We start from the raw sequence: 18,911 nt of genomic DNA, 5'->3' as shown, positions 1-18,911 counted from the left end.
AAAATAGCACCAGGAAAAACCTGGTGCTATTTTTATATACAATAACCTTTATTTTATAATCCAGAAGGCACTTCGCCCACCTCATTAAAATTAGTTGCCATCAGTGAGAAATCTTCTAATCCTATGGTACCATCACCGTTAAAATCAGCTCTAGCATTATAATTGGTATCCCCAACGCTAAGATTAAAAGTATTTACCAGTAGTGAATAATCTTCCAGTGACACGGTATTGTCATTATTTGCATCCCCTACCCTCAATTCACCTATATTTAAATCATTATCTCCCGCCACTAAAGTTAGCGTTGCTACTTTTTGTAAATGCATATTAGATTTAACTACTATTTCATAGGTGCCGGGTGTTATCCCATTTACAATAGCCTCTCCAAGGGCAGATCCAACAGGAGTGAACTCCAATACAGGTGAAACTGCCCCAATTTCAAATATTGCAACCGATAAATCTATACTATTATCGGTTCTACCCTGTAAGGAGTATGAAATGGTCATATCTGAAACTGCTGTAGACGGATTATATTCCAAAACTATAGTGTTCGATGCAACGCTATTTATTCCATTGTCTCCGGTTATCACAGCAATAAAATGATTAAGACCTCCATTTGGCGTTCCAGAAGCTCCCACCGTTTGCGTTAGGGTAACGGGAATATTAGCCACCCCAGACGCATCCAGTTGAGCTATGTACAACTCTTTAGCCATAGCTTCGTTGGCTTCAAAAGGATCTACATCATATCCAATATTAGGGTTTCCTGCATCTATGTGTAAACGCCCATCTACTCGCAACAAGGCTACCGAGGCATTTGGCGTGCCAGTAATCTGAATAGTTTGATTTGCTTCTGTTACCACTCTGGAGACATTAGATCCTTCAACCAAAATGGAAGGTACCATCAAGCTATTGCCAACTTCATTTACGATTGCATCTGAACCGCCTAGGGAACCCTCATCAAACAAACTCGTACTATATAGGACCCCACTTGCAAATTCTACGGTCACTGTGGCTCCTATCAGTTCAAAGCCCGAAATGGAACCTGCATCACCATTAGGTAAAGCTCCCCTAATACTCGTTGGATTCATTTCAACACCAAAAACATAGGATTCACCTGGATTAAAATCTGTGAAATTCAAAGATAAAACATCATATCCTTCTTCGTTGTTAATTCCATTGTGCGGCTGCTTAAATACACTAACACAATCTTCATTGTCCGAACCTCCATTTCCTGGAACAGTTAAGCCAACAGCACTGGCTGAATTACCCGCATTCCCCGTGGTTAAACACTTTCCTGCACTATCACCCGCAATCCCCACAGGATCGAAAACTACATCCATCATATATCCAGTGGTCGTATTAATAGTTACATTTACAATGTTATCGTTTCCAGTATTATCTATAATAAATGAATTATTTCCAAAGGTAGAAGCCCCTAAATCACTACCCGGAGTAACCTTGACCGTTGCTTCTGGATTGCCTCTAGAGAACAAGTCAACATGCCAAATAAAGTTAATCGCTGTACTTGATGCAGGATTACAAGCATCACTAACCTTCACTACAATATTGTAAGGACTATCTTCTGAAGCTCCAGGAATACCACCCACATTCTGTAGAGATTGTGATCCATTTAATAAAGTATTGTTTACCCCTGCACCCTTGGTATCAATATGAGTTAATGCAATACGATCTATCTTATGGCCTTCTGAACGTTCACGCATGGTAATTGTATAGGTACCAGGGTTTTCAAAATAAGCATAAATAGGGAAAGCGTTGTTATCTATCGTTCGGGTATACCAAGAATTAGCAATTGTATTGGTATATACTTTAAAGTAACCATTGATTCCTGGATTCTCATTACCATGATCTGGCCTGCCTTGGGAATTTCCCTTTGGCCAATATATAGTTTTAGACGTATTTTCAGGATTACTCAATTCATTAAGAAACTCTTGTGTTCCCGTAAGCTCCCCACCTTGAACTGTAAAAAAATGAACGTTTGGCGTGTTATCAATTTTAAACCAAGTATCATTTTTATCACTGGAAGCAGAACCAGTAATGGCCGATTTTACATGGAAGCGGTATACCCCTGGGGTGGTAATTTCAACATCGTAATTAACGGCCTGTCCATTTAGGTTTGAAAAATGGTCCGCACTTGCAACCAAAAATGTGGTACCCGATATGGTTTGTACATTAAACCCACCTGCAGTGTCTACAAAATCGGTTTCTGCCTCTATAATCACCATTCCATCATCTTCTATAAAAGCACCGGCCGTACCGCTACCCGATACACTAGTAATAGTACCTGAAATAATCCCGGTAGAAGAATCTATAGCTAGATTTGGTGGTAAGTTATTTGCTGAAAAAGTCAAAGGCCCACAGGAATTAGGATTTTCATCTGTAGCAACAATCTGAAGATTAACGGTGTCCCCATCCACCGCGTTCTGTGTACCAGGATTAATAACCACTGGCGATAGACTAGTAGGAGGATTTCCAATTACTGCAACTATCTCGATAGCTTTAAGGGAGGGATTCTCTACACCATGAATAAATTGCAGGTCTAAAATACCGTCCGTAACGGTAACCCTATAGGATACCATATAGGCTCCCAGTGCTCCGGCCGCTCCAAATGGATCAATACCCCTGAATACATTAGGTACGGAACCTTCAACAGAAACATCAAACACCCGCTGTCCTGCCGCTGTTATTTGATTGAACAACTCAGCAAAATAGAGTCGCACCTCTATTTCCGTCCCTGAATCCACTGGAAACTGCCAATGCATTTCAGGTGCCCCAGCTGCATCATATCTCTCGCTTTTAAAAATACTACTTGGGGTCCCTGAGGGCAATGATGGATGCGACATATTTATTGGACCTTTATAAGCTGATGCTGCGGATTGATCATATAATCCTGCAGGCGTGGTTGCAGCTACCAAATATGGCGAGTTTCCTGCTGCCCCAAATGCACCTTGATCCAGACTCCAATCTGGATGAGGTGAATCTGTTGCTGTAACTAATTCTCCCCCTGCATTTACACGGTATAACACCGTAGCTGCTGCTTCTCCACTAGTCACTTGAATACTTTTGGTTGCGTTACTTCCATAAGATATGTTTAAAGTTGCAACTTCTCCAGCCTGGAAACCAATATGCTCTATTTGAACTGTCTTACTTGTTCCGGCGGCTATTAAAAAACTTTTAGGATCAATAATTTTAAAATTGGAAGCGTTTGACCCCGTAAGTGTCAAAGACTTAACATATAAACCTTGATTTCCACCGGAAATATTAACTAACACATTTTCTATCCCTCCTTGTGGCACTGTAATGGTTGTTGGAACTAAAATAGCACTGGCGATCACCGGTGTTCCACTAGGATTATCCTCACCATAAACTTCCATTTTAGTCTGATTTCCACCTCCTTGGTTGGGAGAACCGGAAGTAATCCAGATTCCATTACCGGATACAATTGCCTGAGTTCCATGACGCGGATTATTAAGGTCACTTAAAGAGGCCCAAGTATTGGTAGTAACATCCAAGGCATCCGTTTTGGCATACGCCTGCCCACTGCCTTCTCCACCCATTACAACGACTTTTCCATTAAAAGTTACTGTTCCCGAAGCGGCACGGGGGGTTGGCAAATTAGCTGATGAAGGTAACGTTGACCATGTACCAGTGGCAAAATCATAGACATCTACTTCAGGTAGTACAGGTGCAAAAGTGCCTCCAGCACCACCCGTAAGCCTTCCTCCTGCAACATATATTTTATTATCTACAACAGTAGCATGGAAATGGTCACGTGCACGTGGCGCATCTATCAACTTCTTCCACTGTCCTGTAGCAGGATCAAATTCATCGAACCAAGGAATATAACCACCATTATGTCCTTGGGTGTTACCCGCAATTACATAGAACTTATTATTGTACATAACCAATCCGGCAGAACCTCTTTTTCTATCATTTGGTATGGCAGGACCTTGGATCCAAGTGTCAGAGACGGGATCGTACATATATATATAATCACTAGGGGTTTCATTTGGATAAGAATTATTCTGGAAAGATCCAATAACCCAAATTAACCCTTCATAAGCAACAGCCTGAAAGTGATTAAACTCGAATGGTGCTTCTGAGCCTGCCTTAGACCATGTATTTGATTTGTAATCATATATTTCTACTTTTTTGGCATTCTCCCTACCGCCAAACAGATAAAACTTATCACCTACCTGTACAAAGGAATTTTCATGTCTTGGTGTATGCTCAGTTAGGTTCGTAATGTTGGTCCATTCACCACTTGTTGGAGCTCCATTGGAAATAATCTCAATCCCTTTAATATTAGGATTTTCAACTCCCTTAATAAAATCTATATTGAGATTCCCATCATTTACCTCTACTACAAAACTCTCGACTCCTGCAGTGGCATAACCATACGCTGCTGTCTGATCAAAATCTTTCAACACCACCTGACCTTCAATTGCAACATCAAAAACCCTTGATCCTGGAGTTTGTGCTCCATTCCAAACTTCAGCAAATAATAAATTAACCGTATACGTCCCTTGTGAAAGGGGAATATTCCACTGCATATTATTCGGTACTGCTAATGTATTATATCTTTCTGTTGAAAATATACTGTTCGGATAGGACGTATTATTAACAAAAGTTCCCGGAAGCCCAACTCCAAAAGTTTTATCCTCTACCGAGGAATTTACAAACTGGGAAGGCACTCCATTTTGTGTTGCACCATTGAAGCCACTTACGGCATTATCTTCTCCCCAATTCACTGGAGATGAGTCGTTGGAAGCTACTTCATTGCCACCCGCATTAATACGGTGCAATACTGTATTCGCCACATTGGGATTATTAACCGTCCATGCAAAATTTAGATTCGCGGGGGAAGAGGATGGTTTGCTCACTGTAACGGTAACATTATATTGACCTGCATCTTCCACATTGGAAGAAATGGATCCCAAAATAGCTCCTTGCGTAGGTTCTATACTTAACCCTGGAGGTAATCCGGTTACGGTAAATGTAAAATTTTCATTGGGATCCCCTCCACTTGCTGTAATATTCAACGCTGGGATATCACCCGGATTATTTATTTGATTGGCCACAGGATCAATTTGGATTGGCATATCTACTACTCTTCCAGCTCCTAGTATTTCAATGGCATTAATCAACGGATTTTCAGTTTGATGAATAAACTCAATATTCAATACCCCATCGGTGACAGTTACTTGGTAACTTTCCATTGCACCCACCTTATTACCATACTGAGCAGACAGATCCTTATCATTAATGACCAGTGCATCTTCCATTTTAACGTCGAAGATGCGTTCCCCTGCAGCTCCGGTACCATCATATCCATTACCCATATATAGGTTTACAGTAAATGTTCCGTTGCCCGTATTAAAAGTCCATTCCATTTCCGGTAATTCTGCCTGATCCCATCGTTCCTTAGCAAATAACGCTTGTGGCGCATAGGATGGTACGGAGGAATGTCTTCCCGTAATATTGTGGGTGGAACTATTTCCTGTATTAACAGTAAAATTGGTTCCACCGGACGCTCCTATAACACTGTTACTTGTCCAATCAGGATTAGGGCCGTCCAATGCGGCAATAGTTGGTCCACCAGCATTAACCCTAAACAAAACAATTGGTTGTTCAATTAGATTAACAGAAAAAGTTTGTTCTACAAATAACAAATTTGAATCCGTTGCTCTAACGGTTATTAGAGTACTAGCCTCAGTATTGGGATAGGTTAATGTTAAAATATTAGCTTCAATATTTGCACCTATAACCGGATTGGTGTTATTTTCTATAGTATAGGTTATATTTCCAACTCCCTGGTCATCATCAAAATAATCGTTTAAATTAAAATTTTGATCAGGTGAACCGATCAATATGTCCAGGTCTGCCATAGTTTGAGAAACGGTGGGCTGACTTCCTCTAACATTCAGATAATCCCATGTACCCTCTACTTCTTGTCCGGCAGCGTTGGAAGTTCCGATCATTCCTACCGCTAAAATGGTAGAAGATTGTTGAATTGCTGTTTTAATTGTTCCCATTGCAGAAACGGTCCCCAAAGGAATTGGCGTATTATCATCAATACTATACAAAATTTGCACCTCCGCAGTAATTGCATTTACATTGAAAAAAAAGACGATATCATTTAAAGGTCTACTAGTTTCCTCTAGTGTTACACTTAACGGAGCTTGAGGGATATCTTCAATCTCTTGTAATGCTACAATCCCGTTCTTTGTAAGGACCACTTTAATATAATTACTTTGGGTTCCATCACCAATAAATATACCTATTTCGCTATTTGAGGGCGCTAGACTACCGTACAATTGGGTAGGATCCCAGAAATTAAATAAACGGCCTTCAACAAGAAAAGAATTCACGGATTGGTCCACATTTACCCCGTATTGAAATGCTTTATGTTGATTATTGCTATTCCCCAATGCAGTTCCAGAGGTCATCTGCATAGTCATTGCACCTGTAGCTCCTCCCAAAATATCGTTGGGATTTGGTCCATCCCCTGGAACATCAATCCAGTTCAACCAGTTGGGATTGGGATCCCCGTTATTCATAAGACCTGTTAAACCAAGTCCGAAATAGCCTCCCAATTCAAGATTATCAGAAAATAATTCATTAATAACCGGTAAATCAAATCCATCAGAGCCGTTATCCAGTGGATCTCCTAATTGAAATGGATCATCGGCATCCAAAATTCCATCGTTATCATCGTCGTTATCGTTCAAATCTGACACCAGTACCCCACCCGCTGCTTTGTCAAAATCATTAGGTTGTGACCCTCCATTGCAATGATCTGTGCCATTATCAACCTCATCTTGATTGGTATATCCATCTTGGTCCGTATCATCCGTCCCAACAAACAATGGATCGCTAGGATCTAAACATACTACTAAGGGTTGAGGTTCCAGAATCTTTATATTACCATTAAATGTTGCAACCCATATAGTTCCAGGAAAAGGATCGTTATCCCCGTTACAGGCAATTCCCAATGCATTTCCTCCAAGACCGGAGGCAAAGTTGCTGGTTAATTTTTTCAGGCTTCCATCCGGATTTAACTGAACTCGTCTCAAGATTCCGTTATTATGCCCTGCAATTAGATCACCCACCATACTTTCTGAACCTGTAAATATGGTAGAGGTATATTCATCAATCCCGTTAGTATTGGTTCCCCATATGGTAACAATATCGTCATCGGGACCATCTGGATTAGGAGTAGATGGCCCTCTCCAATCTCCTTGAGCCGCATCGGCCATACTTACAGGAACTGGTGGCCAATCTACGGGCAACGCTATACTTTTATCATTAGTATAACCTGCGCCTTTTAATCCGGTCGGATCGTAAATTAAGGTTCTAAAAACCGCACCATTGGTATTATTTACCGATGGGTTGGTATATAGACCTGCGGATAATGGGTTTGCTCTAATTGGTGTAGGATGGCCCCCATAAAAAGAACCGAAGGAATACCCATGAACATTCTTGGTGATCAAATGCAAATGATCTTCATTATCTACTTTTTCACCACCAATAGTGGTATTACTCCCAGGTTCATTTGGATCATACTCATTGGTTACGTTACCCGTACCTTCATTTACTGGAAATCCTCCCCAACCTCCATTGGCCCCGTTGTCTGTAACGTAGACTGCACCTGAAGCTGTAAGCACCAAATCATAGGCATTCCTATAACCAGGTGAAAATATCTGTACCGGACCTCCTATTACAATTTTAGCTTGATTCAATCCATCGTTACCCCCCCATGGATCATTTAGGTCAATACCATCATAATCTGGATGATCAGGATCCTCGATACCATTTATATTGTCACGTGTAGGATCATCTAAAGTAGGAATATCATAGATATAAGCTCTCCCATCATTTTTAATGGGCATATTTTCTATAAGATCTAGATTTACAGATAGGACTGCGGCAGATAAAGCATATTCGGTTGTCCAGGCAAAATTGTCTGAAGGAGCACCTGCATTTGTATGACCACCTTGAGTTACAATAAGATATTTAACGCCATTAATACTTGCGAATTCCAACCCGTTGGTCGCGTGGTTTTCTTCAGACCTTGGCAGACCACGAACTATATCCACTACGTTCCATGAACTTCCTGTCCAGGTAAGTCGAGTAATTACACCAGAGTTTGTATCCAAGTTTAAATCACCACTAGGCCCCCCTACCCTAGAATCACTGGAAGTAACATAAATTATTGGATTTGCAGCAGTACCAGCTACCGTAAGACCAGTAGCCTCTCTATTATTTCCAGTGTTCGGGGAACCATCGTCATTATGGTTGGGAATATTCTTAACATGTAACAGTTTCTCCGATCCAGTCACTACGTAATTACTGCTACCGTTCTTTTGCACGGTAAAAATATCGATGGTTCCGTTTAAATTTAGCACGTACAATCTTCCATCTGGACCATACTTTAAAGAGGTGCCTTGCGTAACGCCACCATTACCATTATAATTAAGGTTACTTTGATTAAAAGATTGAGCTTCAATACTATTTATACAAAGTATCATCATCAATAGCAGCATAATGATTGGCCGAAACTTTGTTACATAGGAAATTAGAGGTGTAATAAATGGCTTGTTACATACCATATTCCTGGGGTTTAGGTTTGGATTTATACAAAGGTTTTTCATTCTAAAATACTTTTCAGGTCTAGGTTATCGTTTAATGGCCATTTGTTGTTGTAATTCTTTTCCTTTAGAATCTATGGTTCTAACAAAATATGAACCAGATGGTAATTCTTGAACTCCTAGAAGGTAGGATCCTAAGTCTTTATTTGGATCCATCCTTAATGATTTTACTAGTCTACCGGAAATATCATATACATATATTTGTGTTAACTGCGTTGGTTCGTCAAAAGAAACAGCTACACTTTCATTTGCGGGATTTGGTGATATTACCATTGAATTTACCGACGCCTTAGCCGCAATGACAGGCTGCCCCACGTTGAAGTTAATTATTAACGACTGACCCGCATTCCCAGATGCTCCACCCAAAGTATATGGAGTGGCTTTAAGGGTATAGGCTCCTACTGGTAAGTTTATTGAGGTATAGTCCCCATTTGTATCTCCGAAGAGCGCATAGGGAGCACTTGTCTCAATCCACGTTCTGGTGATTGCTCCTGATAATTCAAATTTTACACTTCCAACAATTTCCGGATCCGTATTCGCCCTGATATTAATATTATTCCCATCAGTAATATTTACATTATTTTCTAGGGCGTGCAACTGAGAATTGTCAATCGCATTTATCAAAGTGAAGCTTACTACCTTATCAACATCGTTGGGATCAACTGCAGTGACTTGAATACTGGTTGTGCCTACACCACCTTTGTCATCCGTAACCGAAAGCGTTACAGTTTTAGGACCTGCAGTACTATACGTATGCGTTGGGTTTTGTAAAGTTGATGAATTGCCATCGCCAAAATTCCAAGAGTATCCTACAACATTCCCATCGGTATCCATTGATCCAGCACTTGAGAAATTAAGTTTAAAGGCAGTGTTGGGATCAGGGTTTCCTGTGGCAACTGCAATCGGATTTGCATTACCTGGAGGCCCGCTAACTACACTAAAATTAACCGTTTGGACTGCTCCTACACTGGGCCTGGCTACCAAGGTGTAATTACCTACCGGGAAAGGTTTTCCCTGTATGTCTATTCCTATATCCCCAAAAAGAGAGTAAGGAGCCGAAGGTCCTTCGGACTTACTTTGGTTTATTGGACCTGTTAGCGTAAAATACACGTATCCAGGATTTAGGTCGGGGTTAAAGATGATGCCCAATGGGGTATTACCGATATCCGTTTTAGAAATCTGTAATCCATTTGTAAGCGTGTATAGTTGAGTATCATTGTTGGCATTCAAAATAAACAAAGCTGCATTGTTATCAGGTTCATTAACCTTAACCTGTACACTTACTATGTCATTAGCACCCTCATCGTCTGTGATGGTGAGAGTACTTACATAGTTACCGGGATTGACATAGGTATGGGATGGATTGGCTTGGGTAGATGTCCCTCCATCTCCAAAATTCCATTCATACGAAACTATGGAACCATCTGCATCACTAGATCCACTGCTTGAAAAAGCAACAATTAATGGAGCAGTACCAATAGCTGGAGTAGCACGGGCCACCGCAATAGGTGCTTGATTAGCTATTGGATCCAATACGGTTATACTTATGTTCTTTATACTTGTAGCATTATCATCATCGGTTAGTGTAAGGGATACGTTATAACTGCCTGGTGTATTGTAAGTATTTGATGGGTATAGTAGACTGGAAGTATTGCCATCTCCAAAATTCCACTCATAAGACACTATAGCACCATCGGCATCATTAGAACCACTACTTGAAAAATTAACCAATAATGGTGCTGCACCAATAGTTGGAGAAGCACTAGCTACTACTATGGGTGGCTGATTTATAGTTGGATCAACAGCGGTAACACTAATACTTTTAGTACTAGTAGCCCCATCATCATCAGTTAGCGTAAGCGAAATGATATAACTGCCACCCACACTATAAGTATGAGATGGATTCTGCTCTGTAGATGTATTTCCGTCACCAAAATCCCAAGAATAACTGGCTATACGACCATCATTATCAGTAGAACCGGCACTTGAAAAATTGATCTTATATGGAACAGCATTATCCGTGTTTCCAACCAAAGATACCACTGGTGGCACATTGGCCGGAGGACCGCTAACTACAGCAAAATTAAATGTCTGCTGAACTCCAGAGGTGGTACTGGTTACCAAAGTATAGTTTCCGATAGGAAAGGGCTTTCCTTGAATATCAATTCCTATATCGCCAAATAAAGAATAAGGTGCAGAAGGTCCTTCAGATTTATTCTGATTAATTGGACCTGTTAACTTAAAAAATACATTGCCCGGATTTAAGTCAGCATTATAAATAATACCCAAAGGAGAATTGCCTATTGTATTCTTATCTATCTGCATTCCATTAGTTAATGGAAACAAGGCCAAATCGGTATTAGCATCCACAACTATTACTGAGGCATTTGCAATTGGACTACCAACTTGTATGGTTTTAGTAGCACTGTTAACGCATCCATTAATATCTTCATAAGTGTAAACAATTGCGTAGATGCCACTTCCAATTGAAGGGTCAAAAATATTCTTGCTAACCCCAGGCCCACTATATACCCCTCCTGAAGGATTACCACCAGATAAAGCAATGGGACTATCTGTAACAAGCACATCTGCAAAAGACGCCAAGGTTACTGATGGTGGTGTTGGTCCGTTTAATGTAATAGATAAATTTTTAGTACAACCATTTACATCGGTCACCGTAACACTATAAGTACCAGCTGCAAGTCCGTTAGCAGTACTTGCGTTTAAATTAGGATTATGGCTCCAATTATAGGTAAGCGGACCTTGAAATCCTACCGTGTTAATCTCTATTGAACCATCGTTAATATTACAACCAGAAGGGTTGGTTGCATTTCCTATGCTTGCATTAAAATTACTACATATTGGATTCTGATTAGTGAATTTAAACGATATCGTCTTAGGCGTTCCCTGACTTCCATTTAATCCTACACTACCATACGGACTGGCGGTAAGACTATAATTCCCTTCTGCGAACAACTCTCCAAAAAAATCATTTGTCGGTAGATTATCACCAAATAATGTAAAAGGCGCTACACTTTCAGTCTGATTCCGGGTTTTATTGCCACTCAACAATAAATGCACACTTCTCACATCAGAAGTGGTATTGGCCTTTATCGCAAGGTTAGTAGTTGCATATGTTGTGGCATTTATCAATTGACCATCGGTCAATGGCATTATATCTTGGTCGGTATCTGCGTTTATTAAAGTAAAACCAGTTATAGCTAGTGTTGTAGGTACACTCTCAATAAAAGTAGCACTTATAGTAGCGGTTCCCTGTACATTTGTGAACTCATAGGCAGTTAAGGGACCAACAGAATTACCATTAACAAAAACATTTTCTACCTGATACCCTGCATTCGGAGTAATAGTAAAAAGTATATTGGCACCTTGATTTACAGTGGTAGTGGAAGGATCAATAGTTCCATTTGGACCTGGATTGGCTGTAATCGTATAGGAATTACCACCAACTTGAGATACATTTACAGTACGTGTTACTTGTAGTGCAGGGTTCCCTGCAGCATCCATAACATCATAGGTTACAATGTATTGCCCAACCGTATTAGTATCAACAAGATCCCCACCTATAGTTACCTTCTCACTAATATCATCATCCGTGTCATCTATTGCGTTAGCACCTAGCTCCGTATAAATATCACCAACACTTAAATTGATGGTATCATCTCCTATCAAAGTTATAATTGGAGCTGTAGTATCTATATCATGTACATTAATTGTAGAGCCAGTTACCCCAGTTAAAATATTATAACCACCAAAAGTTGCTTTTGAGGCAAGTCCATTTATGGGGTCCAAAAATTCCAAATTTGTTTTGCCCAATGCTTTCGCGGTAAATTGTATTTCGAGGAAGACAAAATCTGCATTCGGAAATGAAGAAAATGTACCTCCTGCATAATTGATCACTCCAATAGCGTTGTTAAAATTCGGCTGAATAATAGGCACTGGGAACGGACTAGCCTGCGGTATATTTACACTCGTGACCTCAATTATATTTGAGTCGAAACTCATATGAACTTCAGCCGCATCTACAAATTGACTAGTTTCTACCGCCACAGTTACAGAAAAGGCTTGGTTAAGTTCTACTGATAATGATGTAGGTGAAGTAGAGATTTGTACCTGCCCCGTTAGGGAGGAAGTAAGACTGAAAATTAATATTATTACAACCTTACTTTTCAATTTAATGGATTGTACCAAGTAAATTGGCAAGAGATATCCAGTTAATTTATGTAAAAGCTCCCCCATAATGTGATATTTATAAATTGAATTTGAACCGATTATTTAAATGTATGTTCACAAATTTGATCTTTACCTTTCTGGAAGGTATAAACCATTACGACCTTGAAGAGAAATACATATACATTCAATTTATCAATATCGCCAATACAGAGCAAGGCGTTGATTATGAACTATGTATATATGAAGAAGAAATTACTTGAGTAAAAATTTAATCATAAAAATCTTGTTGGTCATATAAATTATGACCATAACTAAGTGGGTTCCTATGGATTTTGGGGGAAAATCAATATTTAAAAAAAGGGAAAATTTATATTCTCAAAAAAAGAACTTTACAAATCGAATATATTACCATTATATTGACAAAAGATTTAATTCCAGATTTAAATAGATCAAGCAAAAATCAAATATTGAAATTAAAAATTAACATTTTAATAATTCGTCCTCCAATTCGATAATCAGCTCCAAATACTCGACAATTAACCACTTCTCAACACAATAAAATCGAAATTATTATAGCGGTAGAATAAGATTCTTGGGTGTGTAAATTTTAACGGTAAATAACAAATTACATTTAGCGTATAGTCGGAAAAAAATTTATGTAGTAGCCATTGTACATATTGTCGTATAGACTTAAAGATTTTATAGATAGTCTTACCCATCCATTAAAATTATTGGGCAACAAATAAAAGAATATTCTTTTTAGAAACTATTTTCGGGAACCTTTCCTAAAACGCCTTTATAAAAAGCTGTATAAGTAGCAAAGTCCTGTTCTTTATTTTCTGTTGGGAAGTGGGGGGCTGAAAACTTTATCTGTTTTTTACCGAAATCAAAAGCCACCAAGACTATTGGGACGTTGGCTGCTTTTGCTATATAATAAAATCCTGTTCTCCATTCACTCACCTTCTTCCTAGTTCCTTCTGGGGATAAGGCAAGTCTAAACTGTTTTTTTTCTTGAAAAAGTTTGGCCGTAGCACTTACCGTATCCCTATTCTTGCTCCTATCAATAGGTGTACCTCCCATCCAACGGAAATACCATCCAAACGGAGGCTTAAACAAGCTTTTCTTTCCTATAAAATGAATTTCCTCATTTACTACGCGGCGTACTAAAAGACCAAGAAAAAAATCGACCCAACTAGTATGGGGAACTACTATAAAAACGCATTTATCCACTTTAGGGAAGGAACCTATTAGTTTCCACCCCAACACTTTAAAGTATATAAATTTTGCGATGGTATGCATGGCATCTAAGGTATTAAAATCCGATAACCATAGGTCATAATTAGTCTATATTTTTTGATATATTGATCTTAACTTCTCTGGGCTGATGTGTTTTTTCCATTCCACGCCCAAAGCATTTTCCCAAAGAGGTTCTAGACTAAGGGCCACGTTAGTCATTATTTTAAAATCACTATCGGTCAAATCCCTACATACTCCTTTTGGCAACGTGATGTTATGTTTTTCTATCATCTTATTGAACATAGCCACTCCCTTGGGATAAAACTCCTCCAAATATTGAAAAACCAAACAATTCCCTATGCCATGTCTTACTCCTAACAAATAGGAGAGTCCATAACTCATGGCATGGGCAACGCCGACTTGTGAATATGCAATACTCATCCCACCGTGCCAGGACGCCATCATTAACTTATCTCTAGATTCTGAATCTTCCAATTCTCCTAAAAAAACCTCTTTACAAAGTTCTAAGGCCTTTTCTCCATAGCTTTGGCTGAAGGCATTTAAAAAGGTACCATCCAACGATTCTACACAATGAATAAAGCAGTCCATTCCGGTATAAAACCATTGCTCTTTAGAGACGCCTTTGGTAAGGTCTGGGTCTAAGATAACTTGGTCAAAAGTTGTATAGTCCGAGTTTATGCCTAGTTTTTTTTCTGGACCCATTAAAACGGTGGTTCTAGATACCTCAGCACCGGTACCACTAATTGTTGGAATACCAACATGATAAATAGATGGTTTTTTCACCAAGTCCCAACCTTGATATTCCTGCGCCTTACCTTCATTGTTCAACATTATGGCTACCGCTTTTGCCAAATCTAACAAGGTACCCCCCCCTATCCCCACAATACCGGAAGGAATTTCTTTATACTCGCTACGTATCTGTTCTACTAAGAAGTCTACCTGGTCTGTTTTAGGCTCTTCCTCTGCTGAAATAAAGATAATTAGATCGTTAGGGAATAAGGGTATCCGAGAGATAAGTGGAGTTCCCTCAAATACATCATCGATTAAAAAAATAATAGGCGCTTCAACACTTTTCCTTTTTGGCAATAAGATCTCTCCCAACTGACCAAAACATCCATTACCAAATATAACTCTGGGAACCATAGGAAAGTTCCTGTAATTTGTTTTTAAATCTGTACTCGTCTCTACCTCATTTTCTTTATTACTCACTTCCATTGCCATAGTTAAGATATTTTAATAATTCAGTAATGGTGTTTAGGGTTAGATGACCATTCTGATGTTCTTCTAATTTTACTTCCTCGTGTTGCCAAGTAGTATGAAATGGGATATGAATCGCTTTAGCTCCAATATTAATAATGGGAAGGACGTCCGATTTCAGAGAGTTCCCAACCATTAAAAATTCCGACACAGGAATTCTTAAGTGCTCCAAAAGGTTTTTATAGTTTATTTCCTTCTTGTCACTTAATACCTCCACATGGTGAAAATATTTTGATAGACCCGATTTTTCCAATTTCCGTTCCTGATCCAATAGATCCCCTTTAGTTAAAACAATTAAACGATAATGATCCTTTAATTTTCGCAAAACTTCCTCCACTCCATCCAACAATTCTACAGGATGAGACAACATTTCCTTCCCTAGATTAAGAATATCTCCAATGGTTGCTAGAGAAACCTTATTATTTGATAAATCAAGGGCAGATTCTATCATGGATAGCACAAACCCCTTTACTCCATAACCATAAATTTCTAAGTTATTTATTTCGGTTTTAAAGAGCTCTTGGTCTATTTTATTCTTGGTTTCATATTTATCCAAAAGGCTTGCGAACTTTTCCTCGGTATCCCTAAAATAGGTTTCATTTACCCATAAGGTATCGTCTGCATCAAACCCAATTACTTTTATCTTACTATAATCTATTTCCATACACTCTTGGCCTTTTCCAAATCTTCCGGGGTATCTATTTCAATTCCCGTAACATTCGTTTCTACCATTTTTATTTTTTTACCATATTCCAGATACCGTATAGCTTCTATTTTTTCAGTAGCTTCCAGTATTTGCATCGGCAACCTTTGAAAATCCATCAAGGCACTTTTTCTAAAAGCATATATTCCCTTATGCTTATAATAAGGTATATCTAATTCCCTAGCTCTTGGATAAGGAATGGGGGCCCTAGAAAAATAAAGGGCAAAATTCTGTTTATCCACAATTACCTTCACCGTATTGGGGTCATTGATCTCTACCCAATCGGTTATCCTCGTCATTAAGGAAGCAAGGTCTATCTCCTTTTGATGATCGTCCTTAAAAACTTCTATTACACTGACAAGACTCTCACGATCAGTAAAAGGTTCATCACCTTGTACATTAACAATGATATCTACGTCCATATTTTCCACGGCTTCGGCAATACGATCACTCCCACATTCGTGCTCCTTCTTGCTCATTATGGCTTTGCCACCTATCTTAGTAATGCACTCATAAATAACCGGACTATCAGTCACTACGTACACTTCCTGAAACAAGCCCGTATTAAGAGCTGCCTCATAGGTTCTTTGTATAACTGGTTTCCCTTGCAAGTCTTGCATTAACTTCCCAGGAAATCTAGAAGCGGCATAACGAGCGGGTATCATTGCGATGATTTTCATATATTATTATTTATTAATTTTTAACGGTCAAATGTAATACGCATACCTTCATTCGTATTTTGCTACCAGATTTGGGAAATACTGATTTCACATGAAAATTATATAAAATTAATTTGGATTAGATTTAGATCTTAGTTTCTTATATATCTTAAAAAGAACAAACAATATAATAACTACAAGGATAACGGCCAGTATGGGTACAAAAATGGCCAATACGGTCATTACTACCGCTACCACTGTTTCCACCAGACCAATTATTGGATTTGCTATTCCCCCTGTAGTTGCCAATGAGGCAACCCTTCCAGTAGCAGAAGTACTTTTAATGGCCGTTGCCGTACCACCACCTGCAATTATAGCTAATGTCCAAGTGACAATGGGATCCAGATCTGCTACAGTAGAAACCATAACTGCTGTTCCGGCAATAGCGACCAAAGGCACTGCAAAACCGTCAAGTAAATTATCTACCCATGGAATAAAGTAAGCGAAAATTTCGACTACGGTAGCTACGCCTAGCGTTATCAAAGCTGGGATACTCCCAATCCATTCCCAACTATTATTTAATTCCCATACATTAAAATAAGCAGCTAAGCTTAAGGCAAACAAGGGTAGAAAAATTCTAAAGCCAACCGATGCAGCAAGCCCTATTCCTAGAAAAATACTTAAAATGGTCTCAAAAGCCATGTGCTTTTAGTTTAATGCGAAATTAGGCTATTCAGAATCAACAAAAAAATCGTTCTTAAATCCTATTAAGTACAATTTATCCTTGGCTCTAGTGATGGCGGTATAAAGCCACCTCATGTATTCCTTATCTACCCCATTCGGAAGATAGGGCTGTTCTACAAAAACAGTATTCCATTGTCCACCTTGCGATTTATGACAGGTAATCGCATAAGAGAATTTCACCTGAAGGGCATTGAAAAAAGGATTATTCTTAACAGCAAGAAACTTTTTATATTTAGAAGTTTCCTCTTCATAATCCCGCATTACCTCCTGATATAATCGGTTCCCATCTTCATAGGTCAAAGATGGGGTCTCTGCCATTATGGTATCTAATAATAGTACGGTTTCAAAAGGTTCCTGTTTGGGATAATCCACCATTTTTACTTTTACTTCCGCAAATTTAAACCCGTATAATTCCTTAATAGCAAAGATTTCCAAAACTTCTATAATATCCCCATTGGCAATAAAACCAGCTTCTGAAGTGGGTTTAAGCCAAAAATAGTTATTCTTAACTACCATCATATAATCCCCAACGGACAACTCGTTTTCTAGGTAAAGAATTCTATTCCTTATATTTTCATTGTATAGATTGGCACGTTTGTTAGAACGAACAATGATTGCCGTTTCTTCTTTTCCATTTTGTGAATAGGATTCATCTATTGCCTCTTGAATATCGTGACCATCTATTAACCGAACTATATCGGTAAAAGGGGAAACCGAGAATTTAAAATCGTCATAAAACTCGCTCTGCAATTGCTCCCTAAGATTAGTGGCATTTGCAAGTATTCCAGAATCCTCTGCCTGCCTCACTACTTCATCCATTTCCATCTTTATCACTTCCTTATTATAATGTAAAGATAACTGTCCCTCATCTAGTGCGGGACTTAGATTTAAATGAACAGGAGGCAGCTGGGCAGTATCCCCAATTAAAATCAGCTTACAATTATGACCAGAATAAACATAGGTCATTAAATCATCTAATAAAGAGCCATTTTCCAATAGTTTGGAATCTGTAGGATTATCGGAAATCATGGAAGCCTCATCTACAATAAATAGTGTATTTCTATGCTTATTAGGAGACAGCACAAATTGCACTCCTCCTCCTCTTTGTTTTTTAGGGAAGTATATTTTTCTATGAATAGTGAATGCCTGGGTACCGGAATAATTGGACATTACCTTGGCCGCCCTTCCTGTAGGAGCCATCAGTACCGCCTTCATGGTAGTTTTCCATAAATTGGTAACAATGGTACCAACAATTGTGGTTTTCCCAGTTCCTGCAAATCCCTTCAAAAGAAAAACAGTGTCCTTTTCTTTTGATAGCGCAAAACTTGCAAGTTGCTGTAATGCAACCGACTGTTTGAGCGTAGGCTCATGTGGAAATTTCTCTTTTAGTAGATTATAAAAACGTGTGTCAGTTATAATATTCATAGGTCTTCA

General features: G+C 38.9%; 9 protein-coding genes. 1 reads left to right on the top strand and 8 read right to left on the bottom strand.

Annotated elements, in window-relative coordinates:
* Nucleotides 1–53: 53 nt before the first annotated feature.
* Together G466_RS21545 and G466_RS0106470 are read right to left on the bottom strand one after the other, a co-directional pair.
* A complete protein-coding gene (locus G466_RS21545; protein WP_229797176.1) occupies nucleotides 54–8,549 on the bottom strand; it encodes a malectin domain-containing carbohydrate-binding protein in 8,496 nt (2,831 codons plus the stop codon).
* Between the two features lie 144 nt (nucleotides 8,550–8,693).
* On the bottom strand, nucleotides 8,694–12,923 hold the full coding sequence (locus G466_RS0106470) for a PKD domain-containing protein (RefSeq protein WP_026812935.1): 4,230 nt from the start codon (nucleotides 12,921–12,923) through the stop codon (nucleotides 8,694–8,696).
* Nucleotides 12,924–12,967: 44 nt separating this feature from the next.
* On the opposite strand from G466_RS0106470, the gene G466_RS23790 reads away from it, so the two are divergent.
* Entirely contained in the window at nucleotides 12,968–13,117 is a 150-nt protein-coding gene (locus tag G466_RS23790; RefSeq protein ID WP_157373820.1) for a hypothetical protein, read from the top strand.
* Between the two features lie 499 nt (nucleotides 13,118–13,616).
* Here G466_RS23790 and G466_RS0106455 read toward each other — a convergent pair whose 3' ends face one another.
* The 6 genes from G466_RS0106455 to G466_RS0106430 all read right to left on the bottom strand — a co-directional run bounded on the left by G466_RS0106455 (nucleotide 13,617) and on the right by G466_RS0106430 (nucleotide 18,902).
* Nucleotides 13,617–14,156: a 1-acyl-sn-glycerol-3-phosphate acyltransferase gene (locus G466_RS0106455; protein WP_026812934.1), complete on the bottom strand. Its 540-nt coding sequence runs from the start codon at nucleotides 14,154–14,156 to the stop codon at nucleotides 13,617–13,619.
* Nucleotides 14,157–14,201: 45 nt separating this feature from the next.
* Nucleotides 14,202–15,329, bottom strand: a complete 1,128-nt coding sequence (locus G466_RS0106450; protein WP_026812933.1) for an iron-containing alcohol dehydrogenase family protein — start codon at nucleotides 15,327–15,329, stop codon at nucleotides 14,202–14,204.
* Nucleotides 15,316–16,035 (bottom strand): HAD family hydrolase, encoded by a 720-nt coding sequence (locus G466_RS0106445; protein ID WP_026812932.1) that lies wholly within the window; start codon nucleotides 16,033–16,035, stop codon nucleotides 15,316–15,318. The genes G466_RS0106450 and G466_RS0106445 overlap by 14 nt, the downstream gene beginning before the upstream one ends.
* Nucleotides 16,026–16,754 carry a 3-deoxy-manno-octulosonate cytidylyltransferase gene (kdsB, locus tag G466_RS0106440; protein ID WP_034234838.1) on the bottom strand — a complete coding sequence of 243 codons (729 nt, stop codon included), beginning with the start codon at nucleotides 16,752–16,754 and terminating at the stop codon, nucleotides 16,026–16,028. The genes G466_RS0106445 and kdsB overlap by 10 nt, the downstream gene beginning before the upstream one ends.
* A 108-nt stretch (nucleotides 16,755–16,862) precedes the next feature.
* Nucleotides 16,863–17,435, bottom strand: coding sequence for a DUF4126 domain-containing protein (locus G466_RS0106435; RefSeq protein WP_026812930.1), 573 nt, complete (start codon nucleotides 17,433–17,435; stop codon nucleotides 16,863–16,865).
* Nucleotides 17,436–17,462: 27 nt separating this feature from the next.
* Nucleotides 17,463–18,902 (bottom strand): ATP-dependent DNA helicase, encoded by a 1,440-nt coding sequence (locus tag G466_RS0106430; protein WP_026812929.1) that lies wholly within the window; start codon nucleotides 18,900–18,902, stop codon nucleotides 17,463–17,465.
* Nucleotides 18,903–18,911: the final 9 nt, after the last annotated feature.

The organism is Arenibacter certesii DSM 19833, from assembly GCF_000429545.1.
GTDB classification, from domain to species: domain Bacteria; phylum Bacteroidota; class Bacteroidia; order Flavobacteriales; family Flavobacteriaceae; genus Arenibacter; species Arenibacter certesii.
This window is presented reverse-complemented; position numbering and strand designations above follow the sequence as displayed.

Coding starts and splice junctions, on each gene's coding strand:
- G466_RS21545 (WP_229797176.1), bottom strand. CDS start 8,549: ATGATGATACTTTGTATAAATAGTATTGAAGCTCAATCTTTTAATCAA.
- G466_RS0106470 (WP_026812935.1), bottom strand. CDS start 12,923: ATGGGGGAGCTTTTACATAAATTAACTGGATATCTCTTGCCAATTTAC.
- G466_RS23790 (WP_157373820.1), top strand. CDS start 12,968: ATGTTCACAAATTTGATCTTTACCTTTCTGGAAGGTATAAACCATTAC.
- G466_RS0106455 (WP_026812934.1), bottom strand. CDS start 14,156: ATGCATACCATCGCAAAATTTATATACTTTAAAGTGTTGGGGTGGAAA.
- G466_RS0106450 (WP_026812933.1), bottom strand. CDS start 15,329: ATGGAAGTGAGTAATAAAGAAAATGAGGTAGAGACGAGTACAGATTTA.
- G466_RS0106445 (WP_026812932.1), bottom strand. CDS start 16,035: ATGGAAATAGATTATAGTAAGATAAAAGTAATTGGGTTTGATGCAGAC.
- kdsB (WP_034234838.1), bottom strand. CDS start 16,754: ATGAAAATCATCGCAATGATACCCGCTCGTTATGCCGCTTCTAGATTT.
- G466_RS0106435 (WP_026812930.1), bottom strand. CDS start 17,435: ATGGCTTTTGAGACCATTTTAAGTATTTTTCTAGGAATAGGGCTTGCT.
- G466_RS0106430 (WP_026812929.1), bottom strand. CDS start 18,902: ATGAATATTATAACTGACACACGTTTTTATAATCTACTAAAAGAGAAA.